Annotated in this window: 21 protein-coding genes and 2 pseudogenes; 13 read left to right on the forward strand and 10 right to left on the reverse strand. The window is 33.4% G+C overall.

Annotated features, from left to right (window positions below; genetic code table 11):
• Positions 1 to 184: 184 nt before the first annotated feature.
• A pseudogene (locus Q9306_RS24650) lies at positions 185 to 1252 on the forward strand (GH25 family lysozyme); the annotation flags it as partial.
• A gap of 592 nt (positions 1253 to 1844) precedes the next feature.
• Here the strand turns inward: Q9306_RS24650 and Q9306_RS13605 are convergent.
• Positions 1845 to 3212, reverse strand: a complete 1368-nt coding sequence (locus tag Q9306_RS13605) for an Nramp family divalent metal transporter (RefSeq protein ID WP_306199244.1) — start codon at positions 3210 to 3212, stop codon at positions 1845 to 1847.
• 633 nt (positions 3213 to 3845) lie between these two features.
• Here Q9306_RS13605 and Q9306_RS13610 point away from each other — a divergent pair.
• The 4 genes from Q9306_RS13610 to Q9306_RS13625 are packed head-to-tail and all read left to right on the forward strand — an operon-like array spanning position 3846 to position 7056.
• Positions 3846 to 4874, forward strand: coding sequence for an ABC transporter ATP-binding protein (locus tag Q9306_RS13610; RefSeq protein WP_306199246.1), 1029 nt, complete (start codon positions 3846 to 3848; stop codon positions 4872 to 4874).
• Entirely contained in the window at positions 4849 to 5637 is a 789-nt protein-coding gene (locus Q9306_RS13615) for an ABC transporter permease (protein WP_306199249.1), read from the forward strand. The genes Q9306_RS13610 and Q9306_RS13615 overlap by 26 nt, the downstream gene beginning before the upstream one ends.
• Before the next feature lie 5 nt (positions 5638 to 5642).
• The gene (locus tag Q9306_RS13620; protein WP_306199252.1) at positions 5643 to 6443 is read left to right on the forward strand and encodes an ABC transporter permease; all 801 of its coding nucleotides are present in this window, start codon (positions 5643 to 5645) and stop codon (positions 6441 to 6443) included.
• A 34-nt stretch (positions 6444 to 6477) separates the two neighbouring features.
• Positions 6478 to 7056 (forward strand): cysteine hydrolase family protein, encoded by a 579-nt coding sequence (locus Q9306_RS13625; protein ID WP_306199254.1) that lies wholly within the window; start codon positions 6478 to 6480, stop codon positions 7054 to 7056.
• 285 nt (positions 7057 to 7341) lie between these two features.
• On the opposite strand, the gene Q9306_RS13630 is transcribed toward Q9306_RS13625, so the two are convergent.
• Positions 7342 to 8205 carry a leucine-rich repeat domain-containing protein gene (locus Q9306_RS13630; RefSeq protein ID WP_306199256.1) on the reverse strand — a complete coding sequence of 288 codons (864 nt, stop codon included), beginning with the start codon at positions 8203 to 8205 and terminating at the stop codon, positions 7342 to 7344.
• Between the two features lie 415 nt (positions 8206 to 8620).
• Between Q9306_RS13630 and Q9306_RS13635 the strand changes: the two genes are divergently transcribed.
• Positions 8621 to 8989, forward strand: coding sequence for a hypothetical protein (locus Q9306_RS13635; protein ID WP_306199258.1), 369 nt, complete (start codon positions 8621 to 8623; stop codon positions 8987 to 8989).
• A 136-nt stretch (positions 8990 to 9125) separates the two neighbouring features.
• Here Q9306_RS13635 and Q9306_RS13640 read toward each other — a convergent pair whose 3' ends face one another.
• Positions 9126 to 10364, reverse strand: coding sequence for an MFS transporter (locus Q9306_RS13640; RefSeq protein ID WP_306199260.1), 1239 nt, complete (start codon positions 10362 to 10364; stop codon positions 9126 to 9128).
• A 110-nt stretch (positions 10365 to 10474) separates the two neighbouring features.
• On the opposite strand from Q9306_RS13640, the gene Q9306_RS13645 reads away from it, so the two are divergent.
• A complete protein-coding gene (locus Q9306_RS13645; RefSeq protein ID WP_306199263.1) occupies positions 10475 to 11320 on the forward strand; it encodes a LysR family transcriptional regulator in 846 nt (281 codons plus the stop codon).
• A 384-nt stretch (positions 11321 to 11704) separates the two neighbouring features.
• Here Q9306_RS13645 and Q9306_RS13650 read toward each other — a convergent pair whose 3' ends face one another.
• The 3 genes from Q9306_RS13650 to Q9306_RS13660 form a co-directional block, all read right to left on the reverse strand.
• Positions 11705 to 11911 (reverse strand): hypothetical protein, encoded by a 207-nt coding sequence (locus Q9306_RS13650; protein ID WP_306199265.1) that lies wholly within the window; start codon positions 11909 to 11911, stop codon positions 11705 to 11707.
• A complete protein-coding gene (locus Q9306_RS13655) occupies positions 11911 to 12999 on the reverse strand; it encodes a Rap family tetratricopeptide repeat protein (protein WP_020060524.1) in 1089 nt (362 codons plus the stop codon). The genes Q9306_RS13650 and Q9306_RS13655 overlap by 1 nt, the downstream gene beginning before the upstream one ends.
• Before the next feature lie 349 nt (positions 13000 to 13348).
• Entirely contained in the window at positions 13349 to 14194 is an 846-nt protein-coding gene (locus Q9306_RS13660; RefSeq protein WP_306199267.1) for a hypothetical protein, read from the reverse strand.
• Positions 14195 to 14405: 211 nt separating this feature from the next.
• Here Q9306_RS13660 and Q9306_RS13665 point away from each other — a divergent pair.
• From Q9306_RS13665 to Q9306_RS13685, 5 genes and pseudogenes are all read left to right on the forward strand, one after another.
• A pseudogene (locus tag Q9306_RS13665) lies at positions 14406 to 14801 on the forward strand (NAD-dependent dehydratase); the annotation flags it as partial.
• Positions 14802 to 15103: 302 nt separating this feature from the next.
• The gene (locus Q9306_RS13670) at positions 15104 to 16429 is read left to right on the forward strand and encodes an RNA-guided endonuclease InsQ/TnpB family protein (RefSeq protein WP_306199269.1); all 1326 of its coding nucleotides are present in this window, start codon (positions 15104 to 15106) and stop codon (positions 16427 to 16429) included.
• Between the two features lie 357 nt (positions 16430 to 16786).
• Positions 16787 to 17749: an AAA family ATPase gene (locus tag Q9306_RS13675; RefSeq protein WP_306199271.1), complete on the forward strand. Its 963-nt coding sequence runs from the start codon at positions 16787 to 16789 to the stop codon at positions 17747 to 17749.
• Positions 17749 to 18963 (forward strand): DUF58 domain-containing protein, encoded by a 1215-nt coding sequence (locus Q9306_RS13680; RefSeq protein ID WP_306199273.1) that lies wholly within the window; start codon positions 17749 to 17751, stop codon positions 18961 to 18963. Before Q9306_RS13675 ends, Q9306_RS13680 begins: the two co-directional genes overlap by 1 nt.
• Positions 18960 to 21188 carry a transglutaminase TgpA family protein gene (locus Q9306_RS13685; protein WP_306199275.1) on the forward strand — a complete coding sequence of 743 codons (2229 nt, stop codon included), beginning with the start codon at positions 18960 to 18962 and terminating at the stop codon, positions 21186 to 21188. Before Q9306_RS13680 ends, Q9306_RS13685 begins: the two co-directional genes overlap by 4 nt.
• 94 nt (positions 21189 to 21282) lie before the next feature.
• On the opposite strand, the gene Q9306_RS13690 is transcribed toward Q9306_RS13685, so the two are convergent.
• The 4 genes from Q9306_RS13690 to Q9306_RS13705 form a co-directional block, all read right to left on the reverse strand.
• The gene (locus Q9306_RS13690) at positions 21283 to 21699 is read right to left on the reverse strand and encodes a hypothetical protein (RefSeq protein WP_306199277.1); all 417 of its coding nucleotides are present in this window, start codon (positions 21697 to 21699) and stop codon (positions 21283 to 21285) included.
• Positions 21700 to 21754: 55 nt separating this feature from the next.
• Positions 21755 to 22216 carry a DinB family protein gene (locus tag Q9306_RS13695; RefSeq protein WP_306199279.1) on the reverse strand — a complete coding sequence of 154 codons (462 nt, stop codon included), beginning with the start codon at positions 22214 to 22216 and terminating at the stop codon, positions 21755 to 21757.
• Positions 22217 to 22349: 133 nt separating this feature from the next.
• Positions 22350 to 22907, reverse strand: coding sequence for a cysteine hydrolase family protein (locus Q9306_RS13700; protein WP_306199281.1), 558 nt, complete (start codon positions 22905 to 22907; stop codon positions 22350 to 22352).
• Positions 22908 to 23109: 202 nt separating this feature from the next.
• Positions 23110 to 24153 carry a serine hydrolase domain-containing protein gene (locus tag Q9306_RS13705; RefSeq protein ID WP_306199284.1) on the reverse strand — a complete coding sequence of 348 codons (1044 nt, stop codon included), beginning with the start codon at positions 24151 to 24153 and terminating at the stop codon, positions 23110 to 23112.
• A gap of 292 nt (positions 24154 to 24445) precedes the next feature.
• On the opposite strand from Q9306_RS13705, the gene Q9306_RS13710 reads away from it, so the two are divergent.
• Positions 24446 to 25375, forward strand: coding sequence for a GNAT family N-acetyltransferase (locus tag Q9306_RS13710; protein ID WP_306199286.1), 930 nt, complete (start codon positions 24446 to 24448; stop codon positions 25373 to 25375).
• Positions 25376 to 25697: the final 322 nt, after the last annotated feature.

The raw sequence follows: 25697 nt of genomic DNA on the forward strand, positions 1-25697 counted from the left end.
ACAGTTCCAAGGTGATTTTGTTCAGAATAAGCAACTGTCTGGAGGAGATTATTTTGTTCAGTCGTTTGCAGATGATGGCGTAAAGGTTTCGGTTGATAATAATTTAGTTATTAATCGTTGGTCGTTAGCTGCCGGTGAAACGAATCGTGCTTTATTACCAAACGTAGCAGCAGGTTCTCACAGTATTCATACGCAATATTATCAAGATGGTGGACAAGCAGCTGTATTCTCAGATCTAGTACCATTTGGTAGTTGGCTTGCCTATTACTATCCGAATGAATCTCTTTCTGGATATCCAGTTGCAGCTAAGACTCTTTCACAAGCAGAAAATGGTGGCTTGCAAGAGGATAATGGATTTGAACGCTCACCGGCAACAGGTGTATCAGGAACCCATTTCTCAGCGCGCTATGTTACAGCTAAGCGCTTGAAAGCTGGTCAGTACCTTCTGTATACAGGAGCGGATGATGGAATTCGTGTATATGTAGATGGTAAAAAGGTTGTAGATGCATGGGGGTATCATGGTTACAATGAAAAAGTATTAAGAATGAATATTCAAGATAACCCAAATGCAGCAAATGGATTGAAGGATGTTCACTGGATCGAAGTAGAATATATGCAAGGTGCAGAAGATAGTAAAGTAACAACAACACTGAAACCTGCGTATACATTTATTGACGTTTCACACTGGGAAGGAAATATAGATTGGAATCAAGTAAAGCAGTCTGGTATTAATGCTGCTTATATGAAAGCAACTGAAGGTGCTTCATATACAGATCCAACCTACGCACAATATGTACAAAATGCATCTGCAGCAGGTCTATTAGTTGGAGCATATCACTTTGCTCGTCCAGAATCAAATGACCCAATTGTGGAAGCGAAACATTTTGTGGATGTATTGAATCGATATCATACGGATTTAATGCCTGTCCTTGATCTGGAATCACCATCTAGTCCGACAGGTAATATAACAGGGCCGTATGTGACAAAATGGGCACGTACTTTTATTGATTATGTGCAGCAGACAACAGGAAAACGCGTTATGCTTTATACAGGGCCTTGGTATGTAAATGGTTTTAATATATCTGGACTTGGTGATGTACCTCTTTGGATTTCTAGATATAACTCTACTACTCCAACTACATTAAGTGATTGGAACGGATTTAATGCTTGGCAATATACAGAAAGCGGGAATGTAAATGGAGTAGAAGGAGCGGTTGATATAAATGTTACTACTTCTTTAGATGGACTTAGACCATAACGGATTTCTTTTCTATATAATCAAAGAGAAGAAAGATCGAAACTTAATGAAAAAGCAGACCTTTTTTAGAAAAGTGTCTGCTTTTTTATTTCCTCATATTTTTAAGGTATATTTGTAAATCATTATTTAAATGTATTTTCTTTATGTGCAATGTAAGAAAATTAAATTATAGTTTTCAATAATCACATAGTCAAAAGAGAGAGGTTAACATATAATAAGAAAGGATTTAAAAAAAAGTGAGGTGGAACTATTTTATGAGTAATCCTAGCATAGGAGAGTCGGATATAGAAACGACATCAGAGGCAGTCATACAACTGAATATTCGAAGCGGATTACTTTGTAAAAATAGTTACCGCTTTATTTGAATTTTGGAAAGATGACTTCCTCTATAAATGAGGAGGTTTGTACAATGGTACAAAAAATCTGGAATCAAATTAAAGGACACAAAAAAGAGACTACGAAAATTCAAAATGGATTTATATAAAAAGTTGAAATAAAACTTTTAAAAAGAAGAAAAGTAGAAAAACTCCTGGTTAAACAGGAGTTTTTTCTATGCCTAAATTAATAGAGGTATATTTAGAGTCTTTTATCCTGAAAATGTAGTGAAAAGTAGATATGCATTTAAAATAGCGATAACAATTGCAATAAACCAAGCGATCACTTTGGTCCAAAGTGAGTTTGTAAATTCACCCATTTTCTTTTTGTCGCTAGTAAACATAACAAGTGGAATAACTGCAAAGGAAAGTTGAAGAGATAGGATAACTTGGCTTAATACTAAAAGATCCGTGGTTCCTTTTTCTCCATATATTAGCGTTATAATGACCGCAGGTATAATTGCGATTAAACGCGTAATTAAGCGACGAATCCATGGGCGTAAACGAATATTTAAAAAACCTTCCATTACAATTTGCCCAGCTAACGTACCTGTTAGCGTAGAATTTTGTCCTGAGGCTAATAAAGCAACAGCAAATAATATGCTCGCAACCCCACTTCCAAGAATCGGATTTAACAATTGATAAGCATCTTGAATTTCGGCCACTTCGGTATGCCCTGTTTGATAAAAAGCAGACGCAGCTAATATTAAAATTGATGCATTAACAAATAAAGCCAACATTAATGCGATAGTAGAGTCAATCGTTGAAAACTTAATCGCTTCTCGCTTTCCTTTAGGTGTATCTTCATAATTTCTCGTTTGCACGATAGAAGAATGTAAATATAAATTATGCGGCATAACCGTAGCTCCTAAAATTCCAAGTGCGATAAATAGCATTTGAGGATTTTGAATTATCTCTTTACTTGGAATGAAACCCTTTGCAATCTCATTTAACTGTGGATGTGACATAAAAAGTTCGACACAAAAACAAACAGAAATTGTTGCAATTAAACTAATAACAATCACTTCAATATAACGAAATCCTTTATTTTGCAATAAAAGTATTAATAAGATATCAAATGAAGTAATACATACTCCCCATACAAGAGGAACATGAAATAAAAGATTTAATGCAATAGCGGCACCTATTACTTCCGCTAAATCACAAGCTGCAATAGCTAATTCACATAATATCCATAAAACAAATGACACAGGTTTACTGAAATGATCACGGCATGCTTGTGCTAAGTCTCTTCCTGTTACAATCCCTAACTTTGCAGATAGTGCCTGCAAAATAATAGCCATAAAGTTAGAAATCAAAATGACAGAGAGTAACGTATAGTTATAAGCAGACCCTCCGGCTAACGATGTAGCCCAGTTTCCGGGATCCATGTATCCAACTGCAACGAGATAACCCGGTCCCATAAATGCTAGGAGCTTTCGAAGGGAATTTCCTTTCTTTGGTACCTTCATACTTTTGTACACTTCACGTAAACTAGGATCGCTGTTCTGTTGACGCCAGCCTTCCTGGTTTGACACAGCAACGGCACTTTGTCCTTTGCCTGTTTCTAATTCATCCATAACATATCCTCTCCCGTTTAATTTGGTTTATTTAAAGTGAAAAGAAAGATAATATAATATTTTTTATTTTTAAAACCTAAAATACGGTTTGTCTTTTCTTTAGTCAAAAAACGGCATTACGCTTTAAAAATTTACCTAGAGCAACTTTTTTAGTCTGGTTTAAAAATATGGTGTGTGATTAAATTTTATGCGAAAAGGAGAAAATAGGTGAGCATAAATATGTTTATTTCTTCCATGAAACATATGTACTTGTTAACAGACAACATTTATCCCGCAAAAGCCCGATTGGACGGGCTTTCCATCAAAGGAGGAAGAAGAAAAACCTCTACTAATGGTTAGTTTCACTTTAGCATGAGAAGACTCATGATTCTGAATAGAATTTAAACTGGAATTATTAGTATGACGGATAGAGTTAAATCTGTTGATAATATTTAAATGCTCCTGTAAAATTATACTAGTTTCTATTTATGCAAACGTTTTCGTAAGTTTGGAGATTTTAGCTTGTAATCTACAATTTTTCTATATTTTATGAGAGGTAGGTGTAAAAAGAATGATGGAATTTATTTGATTACTATAATACTTATAGTAGTATGACGGCTAATATTCGGAAAAGGGGAAGTAGGGGATTTATAAATGATTGAAGTAAAGAATGTTACGAAGAGTTATAAGATTTTAGAGCGGAAGCCAGGTTTAATGGGGGCAATAAAAGCTTTAGTAAAACGTAAATATTATGATAAGCAAGCAGTAAAACCGATTTCTTTTTCTGTTGAAAAAGGGGAGATGATTGGATATATCGGATTCAACGGGGCTGGTAAGTCAACTACTATTAAAATGCTTTGTGGAATTTTAACGCCAGATACTGGTGAAATTAAGGTGAATGGAATTATTCCATACAAAAATAGACAGGAAAATGCGAAAAATATTGGAGCTGTTTTTGGCCAACGAACACAACTTGCTTGGGATATACCGGTACGAGAGTCTTTTGAACTATTAAAACATGTTTATGAGATTCCAGAAACAAAATATCAGGAAATGTTGCATTTATTTGAAGATGTACTGGATCTTGGGGATTTAATGCCATTACCTGTTCGCCAGCTATCACTCGGACAAAAAATGCGTTGTGAGTTGGCTGCTGCTTTTCTTCATCAACCTTCTGTTGTGTTCCTAGATGAACCTACAATTGGTCTAGATATTGATGTAAAGGCGAAAATACGTAGTTTTATTAAAGAAATGAATAAGAAACTAAATGCAACAGTTGTATTAACGACACATGATATGCAGGATATAGAAGAGCTTTGTGAGCGGATTATTATTATTGATAAAGGGACTATTATTTATGACGGCGACTTACAAGAACTTAAAGATCACTTCTCTTATAACCGCATCCTATCTTTAGAATTAGAAGAGCACACAATGTTTGAGATTCCCGTATCATTACAAAATGATATCGTGATTCAGAAGAGTGAAACAGAAAATACATCTCACGTAGAGCTAAGTTTTCATACAAAGAATGTTTCATCGGAATTTGTGCTGTCAGAGCTGGCAAGGCATAATAAGATACTAGACTTAACGATTTCAAATCCGAAATTGGAGACGATTATTAAAGATCTTTATCAGCACGGAGGTGAGGAGTCCCTTGAGAAAATATTGGGAAATGCTTAAAGTGCAGATAAAGTTAGATACTTCATATGCAGCATGGTATTGGGCAGGTACGTTTGCGATTATTGTTAAATTATGTACGTTATATTATTTTTGGAATGCTGTATATGAGAATAAAGAGACTGTTGGAGCACTTTCACTCACGAATATGCTTACGTATATGGTAATTGCTTTGTTATTGGAACAATACGTATCTGGAGTGGGGTCCAACTTAGCGAGAATGATTAAACAAGGTGACATTGCAATGGAACTGATGAAGCCCTATCATTTGTTAGATAAACTTGTAGCAATGGATATAGGACAAAAAATTTCTAACTCTATGCGCACAACGTTTCCTATGCTGCTTTTTGCCATCTGGTTTGTAGGGATTCAACTACCGCAATCGTTAGAGTCTTTTCTATTATTTATGGTAAGTGTAGTTTTAGGTATTTTAATTGGAACTCAATTAGATCTTATTATTGGTATATTAGCTTTTTGGACTGTTAATATATGGGGACTTCGACTTTTGCGAGAGTCTGTAATTCAATTTTGTTCCGGGGCACTTGTCCCGTTATCGCTTTATCCACAATGGTTTCAAGAAATTAGTATGTTTTTACCTTTTCAATCTATGGTCTATATACCTGTTTCTATTTATACAGGTTCAATATCAGGCACGCAGGCTTATATGGCAATTGCGACACAATTCATATGGTTAATTATTATTACAGTATTTGTAAGATTCTTATGGGCGTTAGCAATTCGAAAAATCACAATATTTGGGGGGTGAGTGCATTGTTGCAAACTCTTAAACGATATTCATTTTTATACATAGTCTATTTTAAGCAACACTTAAAAGTAATGATGGAATATAAAGTAGACTTTCTAATAGGAATTTCTTCAGTCTTCATTCAACAATTTGCCGCTATCTTTTTTATAAAAGTAGTATTCGATCATATTGAAACTTTAAAAGGATGGAATTTTTATCAAATTCTTTTAATCTACGGAATTGCTTTTGCAGGAAGGGCAATCCATCATATTTTCTTTGATAATTTATGGACAATTGGATGGCAATATATTCGGACAGGAAATTTAGACCGTTTGCTTATTCGTCCTATCAACCCGCTGTTCCAAATTATAGCAGAGCGTGTTCAACAAGATGGAATAGGGCAACTAATAATAGGGGGAGTTGTTCTTTATTATTCCATTAGTAATCTTGATATTGCTATTACACTGGGAAATGTACTGATACTCATCATTATGATCATATCCAGTGGTCTTATCTTTGTTGCATTAAATTTATTTTTTATTACGTTTTCTTTTTGGATGACAGATAGCCTGCCTATTGTATCAGCGGTATTCAATTTAAGTGATTTTTCACGTTATCCGATTACGATTTATAATAAAGTTATCGCATTTATTTTAACGTTTATTATTCCTTATAGTTTTACATCCTTTTATCCAGCGGCCTATTTCTTCGATAAGGGGTATAAATGGGTTTCTTTATGTACACCACTCGTTGCTATCATACTATGTTTCATTGCTTATCGTTTTTGGAAATATGGGCTAAGTGCATTTACTAGTACAGGAAGTTGAATTTAAAAATTGCATATAATGGGAGGGGAAATACATGTTATATAAATTAGATAATGCAGCATTAGTAATTATTGATGTTCAAAAAGCATTTAATCATGAAAAATGGGGTAAACGAAATAATTTAGAAGCGGAACAAAATATTGAAAGTTTATTAAAAATGTGGAGAAAAAAGAAATATCCAGTTATTCATATTCAACATCTATCAGATAATATTCATTCTATAATGCACCATAGTAATGAAGGTTCTGAATTTAAAGATAGTGTAAAGCCAATTGAGGGTGAAGTCGTTATTCAGAAGAAGGTAAATAGCGCATTTATAGGGACAAACTTAGAAGAATATTTACGTGCAAATGGTATTGAAAAGGTTGTGATAGTTGGATTAACTACACCTCATTGCGTCTCAACCACAACTAGAATGAGCGGTAATTTAGGATTTGATACATACCTTATTTCAGATGCTACAGCTGCATTTGGAATGAAAGGACCAAATGATATTTACTATAATGCAGAAGAAATTCATGCTATTTCACTGGCTACCTTGCATGAGGAGTTTGCTACTATTCTTACAACTAAAGAGATGATGCGAATTATGGGAATAGGGATTTTAAAATGATTTTTTTGTATAGATAGTATCATCTTATTATCGAATGATATGTAGGTGCTATATAATTATAAAACAAAAGAGAATATATCTAGAACACATATTAAACAGTTATAATATGTGTTCTTTTTTCATGTTCAAAACTACATTTTTTCTTTAGATTGAAAGAATATAATATGCTTACGAAGCCACTTTCGTTCTGCCATAAATAAATTTCTTCAAATGTATCTAAAATTTGTTCTTGCTTCTATTTTAGAATAATTAATAGGATGACCTAGACTTTTCATAAATTTTTATTTAAAAACAGGGAAGATTATTGGCGTATTCTGGGTTCAGTTTTTCAAATGTATGACTATAGTGTCTTTTGTTATTGAATCCCACAAAATCAATTCCGATGCAAGGTTCTAGATTTCCATCTACAATATTTGAATCAACAAAACTTAAGTGTTTTAATTTTAAAAGTTCCTTAACAAATTGCAAATTTTGTATGTCTCCACAACTAGAAAAGATAAGAGTTTCTAACTTTGTTAAACAAGCAACATAACTGTGATTTTTTATCTTACTGCATTTGTCAAATTCAATCCGCTTTAAGGTTGTTGAATTTTTTTCAATTTCATCAATATATTCTAGATTTCTTAAATAATTGACTTCTAGCTTAGTTAGTTTAGGAAATGCACCGCATCCCTTTAGTGAATTAATATTCCCATGTGTAATTGTTAATACTTCAAGGTTTGTTAAAGATGTCAGGTCTTCAAGATTTTTTTGTTTTGGTTTGTATTTCCCAATTAACAGTTTTCTCAAGTTAGGACAGTATTCGAATCCTGTAATGTTCTTGTTCCATTGGATATAAAGGGTTTCTAAGTTTGTAAAACTCTCTAGTTCCGCCAAATTTAGAGGTACCTCTAGTTTATCTAGTGATAAAGATTTTAAGTTTTTTAATCTGTATAGTTCTGAATAATCCGTAATATAGGAGCTTCCAATAGATAATTTCTCTATTTGAGGACAGTGTTTGAGAAAATTAACGTGTGTCAGTTTATATTTAAGATCGTTAATGTAGACACTTGTATAGTTATGTGTATTAATAAAATCAACGTATTCATAGATGCTGCTTCCGTGAATTTGAACCGTACCATCTATCACTAAAAAATCTTTCTTTTTCATTTTGACCAACCTTCGAATAGGATTTATTTTATAGATTATAAAAATATTTTGTCTTCATTTTCTATAATCTTTTTGATATTTATTCTAACACGAGGAACATTTTCTTTTTCTAAGTTTCGGCTAATTTCATATAAGATTAAGGGTTTCATACAAGAATTTTAGAAATAAATGATATAATCTACCTAAAATAATAACGATCATTCTATATAAATACGAATTAAAAAACCGACATAAAACCATCTTTTTTTAGGTGGGCGAGAGCATCTGGCCATGCATAGAAGCGGTCAGTGCCTTTTCCTACCACATGCGAAGTGAAAACAAAGGGAGAAAGCGAGTGGAAGCTCCTTTTTTTCTGCATAGCAGCAATCTATATGTCGGAAAATCAAAATGAATTCATATAGCGGAGGGATTTATTGTGTTGAATAATGATTTAGAGTTAATTTTTAGTAAGCTAGAACAACTAGAAAGTCATGATGTTGAGGTTGAAGTAGATGAACCTGAAATGGAAACTATATCAATTCACCTTTTTTCAAGAGAAGAATTTGAAGAAGCTCAGTTAGGGTATAGTGTAGATAAAGAGGGGAATTCTTTAACAGGGAAAAATGAAGGCGATTGGAAAGAAACCTGGTATGTTATTGGGTATGATGAGGATTTAGGGGATCCAATTTTTATAGACATAGACAATAAAAAATACCCTGTAATGACTGCAATGCACGGTGCTGGTGATTGGGAACCTGAAATAATATTTTCATCTTTAGACGAATTCTTGGAATATATATTATAATTAAAAAGACAAAAAATCTAAATATTTGAACTGTACCCCGAATTGCGGACACTAAAAGAGTGTAAACTTTAGGGTACAGTTCATTTTTAAATGTACTAATTGTTAGTTTCGAATGATAAATTATCTTCAAAATTTGTTAAACTGATAAAAAATTTTGAATACGTAATTGTTTGTTACGATATTCGGTAATGGTTAACCAGATTCCGCTCAAAGCAATGAGAAGAGCTAAGATGCTAAGCGGAATAGTATAACTATGCAGATAGTCAACAAGAATACCAAATAGCGCAGGTGCAAGTACAATAGCAAATTGATTTAATGTTAAAGCAAAACTTACGGTTAAACCGATAAATTGCGAATCTGATTTTTCTGATACTAAAATGATAAATAAACTAAACCACCCGATTGCAAAGAAACCAAGAAAGAAGCAGAAGATTAAGAGTAACCAAAAAGTCATATAAGATATGATAAAGCTCGTACATAGGAGCAATAAGATAGTGATACCAATAGTTATCTGTAAGGGGACGACACGATTTCCTTTACATATAGTATCACTAGCCCAGGCTAAAAGAATTCTCCCAATCATTCCACCCAGCAATACTACACTTAAAAAAGTTCCAGCATGGTGAAGACTCGTATGAACTACATTTGTAAGATAACTCATTAAATGGGCAACGAGCACCATTTGTAAGGACATCATTGAGATTCCAATTAGAAAGATAGGATAGAGAGAAGTATTTTTTTGTACCTTCTTTAATTTTGTAAGGAAGGGAACTGTTTCGGCTTTTTGAATAGGGGAATGCTCATCACGGTAAAATAGGATGAACAATAAACCGCCACAAATAGGTGCAATCGCTTGCACAAGGATGACAGAAGGTAACCCGTATTCATAAAAAAAGAAAGGAAGCGTACTAGAAGCTAAAGCGCCTCCAATTGGAATGCCAGTTTGACGAATGCCCATGGCAAGTCCTCTACGCTGAAGAGGAAACCACTTTACAATTGCTTTACTGCCCCCAGGTTGTGCTGTTCCATACCAGACTCCTACAAAAAGTAAAATAACAACTAGATATGTGTAATTGGTGACTGGATAGGCAAACAACATACTTCCTCCAAGTAAGATAGAACCTCCACCTACAATCCACCTTTCGCCATATCGATCCATTAAATTTCCAAACAACAACATCGAGAAGATCGGTCCGATATTCACAACTGATACAAGTAATCCTGTTTGAAATTGAGATAGGTGGTGCACTTGCTGCCATAAAGAAGCTAAAGGGCCAATCCCGTACGTTACAAACGTAGCAAATGTTTGTGAAATAGTTGCGATCAATAAAATAACCCATTTGTAAGAGCTAGTGGAATCATTTTTAGTCTGCATTTTAACATACCCTCCTCTTGCTCTTATTGTATGAATATAGAGGTATCAAGTAAAATGAATAATAAAGATAAAAGATATCAAAAAAAATGATATCTTAAGAGGTGGGTTATGTGGATATTAAAGATTTGACTGTATTTATAAAGGTAGCTGAAGAAGGAAGTATATCGAGAGCTGCAAAATCACTAAACTATGTTCAATCAAATGTAACGATGAAAATTAAACATTTAGAGGATCAGTTAGGAGTTCCTTTATTTTACCGTAATGGAAAGGGCGTTACTTTAAATTCTAATGGTGAGATTTTGTTAACATATGCTAGGCAAATATTAGACTTAACTGAGCAATCAATCAGATTGGTACAAAATAATCATTCTACTCCTCTTGGCACGCTGAAGATTGGATCTACCAACTCTACAGCTGCAGTCCGGTTACCTCCACTTCTGAAAAGGTATTGTGAAAATTATCCTGAGGTTGAAATGGTGCTAGAAACCCACACAAGTACTGAGCTAATCCAACATGTTCTCGACCGTAAATTAGAAGGAGCATTCATTGTTGAAGATGTTCATCATCCAGATTTAACTTCCATTTTGTTCTGTGAGGAAGAACTAACGGTTATTAGTCATCAACCTTTTCATACTTTGCAGGAGCTTGATAAAGTAACTATGTTAGCCTTTGGGGATGGTTGTCACTATCGGAATATGGTGGGAAAATGGTTAGAAGAAGAGGGCATTTATCCAAAGCGTGTATTAGAATTCGGTACGATTGAAGCGATTATTGGTTGTGTAAAGGCCGGAATGGGCATTGCAATTATGGTCAAATCAATTTTGGAAGGCCATAAGCAGTCTTTATCTTTGACTGCTCTCCCTGAGAAATATTCTAAAGTACCAACTTATTTTATTATGAGGAAAGATGTACTTTTTTCGGGTGCTCTTCAGAAGTTTGTTGAGATGATAAAATGAAATATTGTTTAGCTTAATTCTGATTATTGAGCAGAGTAAGTAAATTGAAGTTCAAATTTCTATGAAAAGAGGATTCTTCACTAGAGGGGTGAATAATAGGGAAGAACAAGAGACTGATTTACATTTGCAGACGGTGATACACAACGTAAATTTTTAAAGAAGTAACTTACAACTATGAAGGTGAAAATAGTCCAAAAAGAATAAGACTAAGTATAGGTGATATAGTAGGACATAAACCTCCAACTACTTAATAGCTTACGTAACGTTGAAGATGAAGAATAATCAATTAAAATACACATCTATTGTATATTTTGTAAAAATAAAGATATTGAATCAAATAATCTATAAAGTAAAAGAGGCCCGTGGGAGCCTCTTTTGTTTTCATTAAAAATGATCTGCATGTGTTTCTTGTTGACTTATTCCACCGCCATCATCATGTGCATAACTAATAGGATAATCTCCATATGCCAAATCAGGTCTTGCAGGTGCTCCGCCGTCTCCTTTGTTTAGTGCGCTTGCACTAAAGTGATTTGAACTTAAAATAGATAACGTAAACGCAAATCCTATTGCTGTTAATACAATCTTTTTCATTATTTTAACGCCCCTTTAATTATTTGTTTTAGTCTTGCTTCTTTACTTATGTGATAATATTTACTTGCTTTTTCATGATTGTTTTCATGATAGAATTTGTCTGCTAAACGCTCAGTATATTCTTCAATACAATCAAATAATTCTTCGTTTTCAAAGTATGAAATTCCTGCTAGAACTGCTTTTTCTAATGCATTTGTATTCGTATTCATTTCTTTTAAAATCATGAAACGATATTGGTATTCATGATTTTTTAACTGATTACAGATATGTAATCCTTTTTCTATAAGTGATTCAGCAATATTTGTGTGATTTAATTTTAAATTTTCATCTGCTTCCAAGTACAATGCGCGGAAATGGTTTGGAGATTGTTTTGTTACTTCTGATAAATGACGAATTGCTAGTTCTGATAAATTTTGACTTGCATACATCAATCCTAAATTATTTCGAACCATCAATGTAAATCGGTTAATGTTATATTTTTTAAAAACATCTAATGCTGTTGTGAAGTGTTCTTCTGCTTGTTCAAATTGTTTTAAATCAATACAACACATAGCAAAGATATTATCACACAATGCGCTACAAATTTCGTAACCAACGTGTTTTTCATACTCTTCTTTTGCAAGACGGATAAGGTCAACTGCTAATAATGTTTGATAAGATTGATACGAAAGATAAGCAAATCGATAATTGAATTCAGCATGTTCTAATGCATTTGGTACATGCTTTAGTAATTTTTTTGCTTTTTCAAAATGAGTCTTTGACTCATTATAATTTGAAATATACATTAAATGAATGCCTTTGAATAAATGATAATAGTATGTTAAAAGTGTATCATCAGGAATAGGCAAAGCATCAATTTTATCAAAACTATTGCTTGTAATACTTAAACTATCAGCTAATACTTGATAGCGAAAATCTAATAACGAATAATAAAACAATATTTTTGGATCTTCATCGACATGGATGATTTTTGATTCAATTTCTTCTTTTAATAGTTTTGCTTCCGTAAATTGTTGTCTTAATAACGATTGATACCAATCATTGAGTAACTTCGTGATTACTTCTTTTGTTACAACTTCTATATTCATACTTTCTCCGCCCTTTTTTACCTAAATATTACCACAGATATAACGATGAGAAGTGAGGCTCTTTATTTTTAAAATTGATAAATAAAAGGCTGAATTTTCTGTGAATTAAAAGATAATATTATTGTTGCGAATTACACTTGGAATTACTATTTTTCACTCATTGATTTTGCATTGTATTTTGATATAGGAGTAGGACTTACATTTAAAGCTCATATATAGTGGGGGAGAGGAAATGTTTCAGCTTTACTCGAAATGGGCAATGAATCCTGTGTTACGATTAAAGTTGAAGAAGTGTTTCTTATAAAGAAAAACAGTAAATTGTCCTAGTTAAACAAAACATTTACTGTTGTTAGTTTGAAAGGTGTTTTTTCTTTTCTCCAAGCTTACTATTTAATTTGTTAAAATTTTGAACGACATCTGTCATCGATAATTGCTTTGCTAATGAAAGCCCTTTGTGAATGGAGTTAGAAGCTTCTTCTAATAAATTTGCTTTTATTTGAGCATCTGCAAGACAATACCAATAAAACCAGGCGTCCATTTCTCGTATTTTATCGTTATAGAATTTTTCAACGGTAGGGTAGTATTGAGTATATAATTCTTCATCAAAAGCCAACTTTTTACCATTCCATTTTAATGTATCTACAAGATAGCTATCAGCAAGATACCACTGCCAAATGGCTAAACCTATCTTTTTGTTTCCATTCAGAATATCCATCTTATGATAAGGAACATCAGCAATCTTTTTGAATAAGTTATCATTCCACTGGAAAATTTCAAGTGTATTTCCTGCAGCAGCACCAATTGTAACACCAAATAAATACTCTTTTATATCATCACCAGTAATATCAGCTAGACCCGAAAACTCCAAACCCACGCCTTGCGTTTTTGTCTCCCAAATTTTTTGCCAATAATTATTTTCTTTCTTCAAAACCATTACTCCAAACTGAGAAGGTTGTTCTTTTGCTTTTGTTTGAAAAGTAACAATCATTTCTTTCTGCCCATCCTGATTGAAGTCGTAGAATTGAATCGGCTGTGTAGAGAAAGGATTTTCAGGACTTACAAGTAGCGAGTTTGACGGTTTAAACTCCTTAATAATATTCATTAGGTCTTCTTTTTGATTCTCATTAGCGAATATATGTATTGAAGAAGAATTTAAAATTCCTAATGAGAGTAAGGTAATTTGTATTATTTTCATTTTAAAATAGCTCCTTTAGAATGGGATCTAAGGTTATAATTCCCTGACATTAATTTTCCTATCATCCCCGTAACTTTTTCAGTAGGAAAATCGTTATATAAAGTGAATACTAATTTTATAGGTTATGAAAATGAATGGGGGGATTTTATGAAGGTCCTTATATTGGGAGGGACTCGTTTTTTAGGAAGAGCTTTAGTAGAAGAAGCATTGAAAAGTAGGCAAGTTTAATGTAACAGGGCCGAATAATGAATTGACGATAGAAGAACTATTAAATACTTGTAAGGCAGTAACAAATAGCGATGCTGAATTTGTATGGGCAGAAGAACAATTTTTAATTGAAAATAAAGTAAAGCCATGGACGGAGCTGCCTTTATGGATTCCTGAAAATTTTCCATTAGAAGGAGAGACAGAACCATGGAAAGGTAGTTTTTTCATCAGTATAGAAAAAGCTATTAACGCTGGTCTTTCTTTTAGACCTATTGAAGATACTATTTGTGATGTGTATCTATGGGAGAAATCGAGGCAGGATACAGAACGAAAAGCAGGTATATCAAGAGAAAGAGAGGCCGAATTGCTAGAGGTTTGGTTTCAGAAGGAGAAATTATGATGAGAGTACATACTCATCAAGTAGAGAAAAATTTTGCAAGGAAATAGATTCTTCTAAATTGGGAGTCCGAAAGATCTGATATGATTCTGTAATAAAATTTAGATTTCAAAAAATATTCTTGCCCCGTTTTAACATATTTCCCGAAAAGAAGTCCCCTTCCTCAAGGAGCGAGAAGAGCGTAGCTCAGCGAGTAGGTGGGGGATGAAATTTCGGTAGGCGATAGCCTACATTTGTTCGTTGTATGTACTTTTGAGACTATGCGATATAATAAATATGAAAATACGAAAGAAAGGAGAATGTATATGGCAATCACAAAAGAGGGTGTACATATAAAAGGAACAAAAAAGTCGTTACCGGATGGATGGTCTACCTATGCATTTCGATACGCTATTTTTCCCACACCTGAACAAGTAACGAAATTAGAAAAATCGTTTGGATGTGAACGAAAAGTGTATAACGAATATGTCTCAGATTTGTATGAATATTTAGAATCTATCGGTTTTGAAAGTGGGTTTATTCGTTATAAAGTTCCAAATTATACAACGATCACGGCCAAATATGATTACTTAGATAAAAGTAATGATTCTTTCGTTTATAATGACGCAAAAATGAGATTCCAGGCAGCTATTAAAAAATATAATGAAACCTATGCGAAACAACCTATTCAATATAAAAAGTCGGTTCGTAAAAAGATGAAAACAATTGGTTATGTTCCTACGTTGAAAGACATAAAAGGTATGCCTAAATTCCATAGTAAAAAACAGGGGAAATTAAGCTATACTACGAATCAAACCAACGGAAACATAAAAATCACACAAGAAAATGGCGCTTATTTTTTATGTATTCCAAAGTTTCAAGAAGGTATTTCTATTCATCTACATCGAGAATTACCGATTGATGGAATCATTAAAAAAGCAACAATTAAGCGAGAAGGAACAAAATATGTTGTTTCTCTTTCTGTTGATTATTTTTGTCCAAATGAAAAACAAGTGGAATTCGTGACTGCTGACGAAGTAATTGGACTAGATTACAGTCAAAGCGAATTGTATGTAGACAGCGAAGGACGGACAGCTCAGTACAGTCGATATAACAAAATCATAGAAAAAAGGCAACGAAGAATAAATAAATCCTTAGCTCGCAAAAAGAACAATGCAAAAACAGATGAAACAGGAAATATCGTATATAGTAAAAATTATGAAAAGCAAGTGAAAGAATATCAAAAAGTAACAACAAAAGCAAAAAACCAAAGAAAAGATTTTCTACACAAGAAAAGTAATCAGATAACCAATGATTATCATGCCATTGTTGTAGAAGATTTGAACTTAAGTAACCTTGCGCAATGTTTGAGTTTAGGAAAAAAGCTGCATGATAATGGATTTGGTATGTTTCGAATGATGTTACAGTACAAATCTAAGAAAAAAGGCAAATATTACATCGTTGCGGATAAGTATTTTGCATCGAGTAAATTATGCAGTGAGTGTAATCACAAAAAAGATAAGTTAAAAATATCTGAAAGAATCTATATGTGCGATAATTGTGGCACGAAAATCGATAGAGATTACAATGCGGGTCGTAATCTAAAATATTATGGCATTCGTATTCTGCACGAACAAAGTATAATCGCGTAGTTTGTATCGATTTTATTAGCGGTAGGGACGCCGCGAATTCAAGGCTTTGGACATGAGCCGCTAGGCTTGTGGATGAATGAGCAATAAAAGAAAAAGTCTTTTGACTTTTGAAGCCCCCACTTCAAACAGACAGTAAGGTCGTTAAGTGGTGGGTAGTTCACCATTTAAACTTTTGCAATATATAACCAAAGGCTTCCTAACTAAAATATATGTTTCAATTTTTTACTTTTATAATACAAATGCTAATTCTTAGATTACTATTCTACTGCAATAAACGGAAAGAACTCATTTCTTTAACTTAAATTCTATTTCTCAGTAAATGAACTAGAAAACGAAAATAAAATTAGGAGGATTACGATGACGCAGCTTGATACACTACATCCAATTGTAGAAAAGATCATTAACAATATTGAAAAATTGATGGTTGGAAAACGAAAAGAAACAATCTTAACTTTGACAGCTCTTTTAGCTGAAGGGCATGTCTTATTAGAAGATGTTCCGGGTGTCGGAAAAACAATGTTAGTCCGCGCCCTTTCTAAATCAATTGATGCCGATTACAAGCGAATTCAATTCACACCTGATTTACTGCCGTCTGATGTAACAGGTGTTTCTATTTATAATCCAAAAGAATTACAATTTGAGTTCAAACCTGGACCAATTATGGGGAATTTCGTACTTGCTGATGAAATTAATCGTACATCACCAAAGACACAATCTGCCTTACTTGAAAGTATGGAGGAAGGCAGTATCACAATAGATGGCACCACAAGAACGTTACCAAAACCGTTTTTTGTAATGGCTACGCAAAATCCCGTTGAATATGAAGGTACATACCCTTTGCCGGAAGCTCAGCTCGATCGTTTCTTGTTGAAGCTAAAAATGGGCTATCCTACACCGGAAGAAGAGTTTGAAATTTTAAACCGTATGGAAAAAACAAAGCCACTCTCTCATTTACAAGCTATTACTACAATAGAAGAATTACTGAATTTACAACAAAGTGTACGGGAAGTAAGCATGGACAAAGCAATCAAGCATTACATTGTAAAACTTGTTAATCAAACTCGTTCATATAGTTCAATACAACTAGGTGCAAGCCCACGCGGCTCAATTGCTTTAATGAAAGCTTCACAGGCTTATGCATTCATTCATGGCAGAAATTATGTTATTCCAGACGATGTTAAATTTTTAGCTCCTTACGTTTTAGCTCACAGACTCATTCTAAAAATGGAAGCAAAATTTGAGGGAATAACGGGAGAAAAAGTTATCGCAAAAATTGTTGCACGAACTACTGTGCCAACTCAAAGGACGATAAACCTTTGATGAAAAGATTACTACGAGTATTTTATCTTGTTTCCAAGTTATTGCTAATCCCTTTATGCCTTGTCTTAACATTTGTGTACGCCATGCTGCAAGGAGGATTTGTAAGTTGGTTTTTATTTTACAGCATGGTTCCTTTATGTTTTTATTCATTACTACTTCCCTTCTACGCCTTACGGGACGCTGAAGTAAAACGAATAACAAATCAAAAAGAATATGTAGCAGGAGAACAGTTTATAAGCACGATTACAATAAATAGAAAATTCCCTTTTCCCTTACTTTATTTAGTTGTAGAAGATGAGCTGCCACCACACTTTACAAGTTGTAAACAAACAAAGGCAAATAAAGTAATTCTCTTTCCTGGATTTAAGCAACATATTTCATTTCAATATATCATTGCCACAATCCCTAGAGGAGAGCACAATTTTTCAAGCGTACGTGTAAAAACTGGCGATCTATTCGGTATTATGGAAAAAGAGACAACTTTTTCAGTTCCTGATACATTTTTAGTCTATCCTCAATATGTAGACATAAAGTATCGACAACTGGAAAATCATTTCGAACAAGGAGCGCTTTCGGCAAATATTAATTTAGCAAAAGACTCTACAGTCTCTGTCGGTGTCAGAGAATATATACCTGGTGATCGTTTTTCCTGGATTGATTGGAAAGCAACTGCACGAACAAACAATATTATGACAAAAGAGTTTGAGCAGCAGCGCAGCAATAATATCATGATATTCATGGACAGAAGCTCAACTACTCTATTTGAATCAGTCGTTTCGTTTACTGCTTCAATTGTTAGGGCTGTCTTGAAACAAAATTCACCAGCGTCATTCGTGTCTGTTGGCAAAGAACGAACGATTTTCCCTTTAGATAATGGAGATACGCAGTTGCAACAAATCTTTTGTCATTTAGCGAAAGTACAAGCAGACAGTGTATTCCCGCTCTCTCAAATTGTAGAAATGGAATTAAGAAGAATTTATCAGCCTATCACAATTATACTTATAACAAGTGACCTTACTCCCGAAATTCAAAAGGCGGCTGATTGTGCAGCAATAAAAAATAGAAAATTAATGGTGTTTGTCGTGAAAGAAAAAGCGAACCAGCTCTCACATCGAGAACTAAATATACTAGAAACCCTACAAAAACGAAAAATATTTGTAAAAGTAGTTTATGAAAATCATTATACGAACGTGTTTTTTGAGGTGAGCAAATGAAAACATTACAAGTGAAACAACCATGGGATATAAATAGGTTCTTCATACATATGTGCGGATTCCTTCTTTTACTAGAGTGGATAAGACCGCTTATAGGTATTACAAATGTAGGCAGATTAGATATTTTTGTAATATTTATAGGCATTTGCTTCATTCTCTCTTTTTTTCAAGCAAAGTGGAAAATTACCATAAAGGTTGTAACAATTTTATTCATCATTCATTCTCTATACTATAAAATTTCTTTTATAAATCCATCTTGGCTGACAGCATTCTTTGCTGATATTTCTCAAAACACCTCCCTGTTTTTTCAGGGTAATTTGCTAGATATTTCTCCAGTCTTTCCGACATTCTTATTTTTTCTATCATTCTGGTTTTTATGTTCTCTCATTTCTTATTGGATGATTCATAAAAAACGTGGACTATTATTTCTTGCATTGACTATTATTTATATCACGACTTTTCATAACTTACATTTATACAACGCAAACTATGCGATTATTCGTACAGTTGTCATTGGATTTTTTATGCTTGGTCTTCTTCAAATGGAACGAATAAAAGCGAGTGAACAATTACAACATTATGCTAGACATCTCACAAAATTACTTAGACCTCTTGCAATATTTATTGTATTGTCAACAACCATTGCATATTTTGCTCCAAAATTTGCTCCTCAATGGACTAACACGATGGATTTTTTGAAATTCAAAACATCTGAAGTAAGTAAAAAACAAGAAGTTTCTAAAATCGGATACGGTTTAGATGACTCGCAATTAGGCGGGCCTTTTGAAGCGGATAATACAGTTGTTTTTACAGCACAAACGCAAAGCAAACAATATTGGAGAGTAGAAACAAAAGATTTTTATACAGGAAAAGGATGGGAAGTTTCTGAAAAGCAGAAAAAGGTTTCTTTTAAAAATAAAAATGACGTCGTGAGCTGGTATGAACAAAATACAAAAACGGAGGCATCCACAGCAACAATTACGATGCAAAAAAGCTACCCTCATCTTATTTATCCAGCAGGGTTAGTATCTGTTGAGGCTGATGCTAATATAGCATACAGTGTTGACCCGTTTTCAGAAAAATTTTATACGATGAACGGAGACGCTTCTACTACTTTAAATTCGTATAAAGTAACATATGAAAGTCCGCAATTTTCCATAGAAAATTTGAAAACTGTAAAACCAAACGAAGGTCATGAAACAAGTTCTTATTTTATGACAAAGTACACACAACTTCCCGAATCATTACCACAGCGAGTAAAAGACTTGGCTCTTAGTCTTACAAATGAAAAAGATAACCGATATGATAAAGTATTAGCTATCGAAAATTACTTCACAGATAATTCATTTGTATACGAAACAATCAATGTCATGGTGCCTGCCAAAGACCAAGACTATGTAGATCAATTCCTTTTCAATACAAAAAGCGGATACTGTAATAATTTTTCGACGTCAATGATCATATTACTTCGTTCCGCCTCGATTCCCGCTCGCTGGGTAAAAGGCTATACAGAAGGAACTCTTGATAATTCATTTACTGGGTTAGAAAGTGATAACGTTTATAAGATCGCAAACAATAACGCACACTCTTGGGTCGAAGTATATTTTCCGGGATACGGATGGATACCATTCGAGCCAACAAAAGGATTTACCAATCCATATAATTTTATAAATAATACTCCTACTTCTACTTCGCAAAATAGCGAAGAAAATAATTCTAACAACGAGCAAATACAACAGCGGAACAATGAGGCAAAGCTTAAAAGTTTAATAGATGATACGGAAGTAATCTCTGCTAAAAAGATGACAGACTCTAAAAAAGGATTTTCTTGGTGGTACTTAATCCTCTCTACTATTCTAATAAGTATCACTGGGTACATTCTCTATACCACTAGAATGAAGTGGCTCACATTTTTTATCATTCTTTTCTATAAATACCGAAAAGATGATGCTGTTTATCCAAAAGCCTACGATGCACTTTTAAAACAATTTGCGAGAATCGGTATACCCCGGGGTGAAAGTCAAACATTCCGTGAATATGCTCTACGCATCGATACACTTTACAACTCGACTGATATGCAACAACTTACTTTCAGTTATGAGAACGCTATGTATCAAAAGGGACAGTCCGCAGCCGAATGGAAGAAATCCGTACACTTATGGGAAGTGCTTATGAAAAAAGCAGCCTCTCTGCCTAAATCAAATGAATTCGATGCAGTAATATAATTTGGATAAAGTAAGTTTAAAGGAAATGCCTCAAAGACTAAGAGCTACTTTATTCTTTGAGGTGTTTTTTTACATAATAAGAAATAGCTAAATTCTAATCGCCTCCACCATCTCCTGAACTGCCGCATCCACTATCACTGCTACTATTACACCCGTTATCACTATCCATATATCCCCATGATGAACCTGAAAAATTATCTCTTGCTTTTTTTCTTCTGTTCATCTGTGTATTAGTCTGCTTGTCCTCCTCGAACAGTACAAACAATGCTAAATATAAAAAAAATAATACCATCATTACCAGAAAAAGTAGCATCGTATCCAAAAAATTAGTAGGTTTAATAGCTAAAAATAAAATACCCCATATACACGCTGCTGTTATTCCATATATTATTTTTGCTATCAATCTTTTTATTCTTTTATACGAATTGATTTCTCGGGCTATTTTTTGCATTCTAACGGCCTGCTGCCTTTGATTATATTCCCTCTGTTTTCTTTTTCTTTTTTTACTCATATTTCCCCTCGTTTTTCTTTGGCCTCATCTATATTTATAACTAACTTTTATTTCCTCAAAGGATTAAGAATTCCTTAATTTGCTTTATATGGTAGTTGTCATGTTCCACCATTCCTTTGAAATATTCATTTACTGTCATTCCATTTGAATCTATATAGAAAATAGTCTCTAAATTCTTATTCTCTAACGAATCTATTAATCTTTGTCTTGTTTCACAGACCTCTTGGATTAGTTGTTTCTTACTAATTCCTGAATTTGCATACTCCTCCGCCAGCCTATTCATTTCTTCTACATTCACTTTAGCTTTTGGAAGTAACTCTCCATGAACCATCCCTTCAAGGCGCTCCGCTAAAATATATCGATCCCAATACATGAAGTGAGAAACAATTGCAGCTGTTGACCATTTCCCTTCACAAATAGGACTAAAAAATAACTTTTCATTTCCTTCCTCTAAAGACATGAGAAACGGGATTAACTGATTTAACTTTCCTAAAACGCAATGAGTTAACTTTCTCATAACTCTCTTCTCCTTTGTCTTGAACACGTATAGCCCCGTTCTAATTTTAGAACGAGGTTATACGTGTTTGATTTCACCATATTTAAAAAAATGGCAATAACGTGCTTTTCAAGCGAAGTGGATAAATGGCGTTTTATCGGTAATTGTTATGAATTGGTTGAAATAAATCCTCTTTGGTAGTCCGAACAACAGAAAAATTGTCAACATTGTAATGACCATGAAGTATTTCATTATGATGACTAATTATCTTTTCAGCAGATAGAATAGAAGAATCTGTCGTCGAATGACCATCCCCTACTAAAGTAACATCAAAATGATTCACCGTTGCAGTTCTTACCGCTGTGTCAATACAGTGTTCTGTTTTACATCCCATCATAACAAGATGTTCAATCTCATTTTCCTTTAAAAAATCCATTAATGGTGTACCATAAAAGGCATTTGTAGCTGCTTTATCAAATATTCTTGCGGAAGTTGGCACGTTTACTTTCGGGTGTATTTGAAATCCCGGACCTTTCCCTTCAGCAACATCCTTATCCCTTATAAAGATGATTAAAGCGTGTGATTCTAATGCCTTATTAATAACCAAATTAATGTTATCTAATAATGCTTCTTTATTAAATACACTTTTAATTTCATTATTCCCCTCAACTAATTCTTGTTGAACATCAATGATCAGCAAAGCTTGGTTCAATAGAAAAACCCCTATTCATTATAATTTTTTACACTTGTTCTCCAAACCTATCTTCATTATAAAATTCATAATATCGCCCCCTTTATCTTTTAACTTATTTCGTTATAGAACTATACAATCCTCTTTTTCGACCTAGTATCACTTAAAAACTATTTTCCATTTGTTATTCAATTATACGGTCCTTTAATCGAATAATGTTTGGTCATCTCTCAAAAATAGTTTCTTCAATTCCCTTCATTACTTCAAAGGCTCCTGAACTTTTGTTTGAAGATACTACTATTTTGATTCCTGACTTAGGATAAAAAGCTGAATGGAAACTCACGCCAGGGTCATATCCCATTACATGATACTTAATTATAGATTCTTCACTTTTAGTAATCCAAAGTCCATATCCATAATCTACTCCATCTTTAACATGGATTTGTGAATTCAAAAGTATTTCTGTACATTCTTTACTCAAAAGCTGATGATTAAACAATGCTTCCCAAAATTTGATCATATCTGATGATGTGATAAAAGCCCCTCCATCGGCTCCACCTTTTATCGGAATAGAGTAGATATTCGTTCTCCATGTTCCATCTTTATTATCTATGTACCCATAGGCAGTGTTTTTAGGGAGTTGATCTAAAGGGAAATATCCTGAATCATTCATTCCACATAGTTGGAAGAGATTTAATTCAATATAGTTAGTAAAAGAAAGTCCTGATTGTTGTTCTACGATTAAACCTAAAACAATGAATCCAGCATTATTGTAGTGGAATTTCTCTCCAGGTTGAAACATCATATTCCCCTTTTGAAATAAAGGAAGAAAATTTTTTACGTCATTCAAAAGATACATAGGTGTTTGTTTCCAAAGGTCTTCAAAGTTATCCATTACTTGTTCATCAAAATAGTCCGGTATTCCAGAAGTGTGAGTCAAAAGATGATGAATTGTTATTTCTTTGTTAAAATGCGGAAATTTTATGTTTAAACAATCTTCAAGACGAGTTTCAAATGTTAGTAAACCTTTTTCAACAAGTTGACAAATAGCAACAGCTGTAAACAACTTACAGCCAGATGCAATTCCAAAGCGTGTATGAACAGTATTCAATTTTTTATCAGCCCTGTTCGCATAACCAAATGCAGATTCAAATAAGACTTCATTGTTATCCTTGATGTAAATAGCTCCAGAAAATTGTTCATCTATTATGTTATGAATTGCTTTAGTAAGTTTTAAAGTTCGATTGCTCAAAATAATCCCCCTCATTCTATTAAATATATGTTATCCGTTTTGTCTTCTCTCCCTTATTAATTGATAACACTGTATTATTCATCATTTCAATACGATTTTCCTTTTACTCATTAGTACTAGGAGAGAAGAAAGTCCAGCTTTTCAGGAAAGGATTTTCATTAAACTTTTTCACAAACGCTTTAACTTTATTCAAAACATCGTTTGAATGTTTAAACAATACAAGCGGACCAACCAAAAGCTAAAGATTGTTTTTTATGGTAATATAAGGATTGAAGACAACCTATTTTAGTTTAAAGGGGACGTTTAAATGTCAACAATAAGGATTGAGAAAGCATCTATTATAGACGCTGAAGCACTAACAGAGATTTCGAAAAAAACCTTTAATGAAGAAGCAAAAAAATGGCTTCCAGATCAAGAGAATATAATTGACTATAACATTCAGCCATCAGGATATGCTTCAATTGAAATGACAAAATATATGATCAAGGAGTTACATTCCTTCAAAATTATATACAACGAAACGATTGTGGGTGGAATTATTGTCACGATTTCAGGTCAGTCTTTTGGGAGAATAGACCGTATTTTTGTAGACCCTAACTATCAAGGGAAAGGCATAGGTTCCAAAGTCATTACTTTGATAGAAAAAGAGTTTTTAAATGTGAGGACTTGGGATCTTGAAACATCTAGTAAACAAATCAACAACCACTTCTTTTATGAAAAGATGGGATATGAAGCAACCTTTAAAACAGAAGATGAATATTGTTACATAAAAAGAATAGGAACTTCATCAGGAATAGAAAATTTAATTGACAATGAGGATATATCAGGTACCCAATACGAAAACTGTAATATGACTAAGACGGAGTGTTATCAGGTAACTCTAGAAGGCAGTTCTTTTAGCAACAGTAACATGATGAACAGCCATATTAATAACTGTAATCTTCGTCATTCAAAGTTCCACAATATAAATTTTAGAAACACATTGTTTGCCGATCTAAATTTTTCTAACAGCGAAATGGCATTAGTGACTTTAGATGGGGTTCGTTTCGTTGATACAAATCTTGTAGACGAGGAGAATCCAATTACATTTAAAAGATGCAATCTTAAAGGAAGTAAAATCACTCATAGTAACCTTAGGAATGTGGAAATACAGCAAAGTGATATAACGGGTATGAAGATAAACGACATCCCTGTTGCAGATCTTCTTAAGTTGTATTATGAAGTAAATAGAAAATAGCCAATTTATGCACTATGTAAAGACTATCCATTTAAATATTAAGCGCTTGTTTTAATTATCATTTCTATAGGAGCTTTTATATTAGTTGTCTAGTATAAAAGCTCCTTTATTTACTAATAATGGTCGTCATACATCTCCATCCAGCTACGAAATCAATTGTTTATTAAAAAAGTTAAAGTAAGCTTACCTTTGATTTATATAAGTTTCATTTCATCAATAATCTTACATATCTGTTTAATGCAAAATAAAAGTACAGAGTATTGCGAAGAATTCGCACATAGCATGAGTGCATAAAAAAAAGGCTTGCAAGCTCTTCCATTAC

This window comes from Bacillus multifaciens (assembly GCF_030756675.1).
Lineage (GTDB): Bacteria > Bacillota > Bacilli > Bacillales > Bacillaceae_G > Bacillus_A > Bacillus_A multifaciens.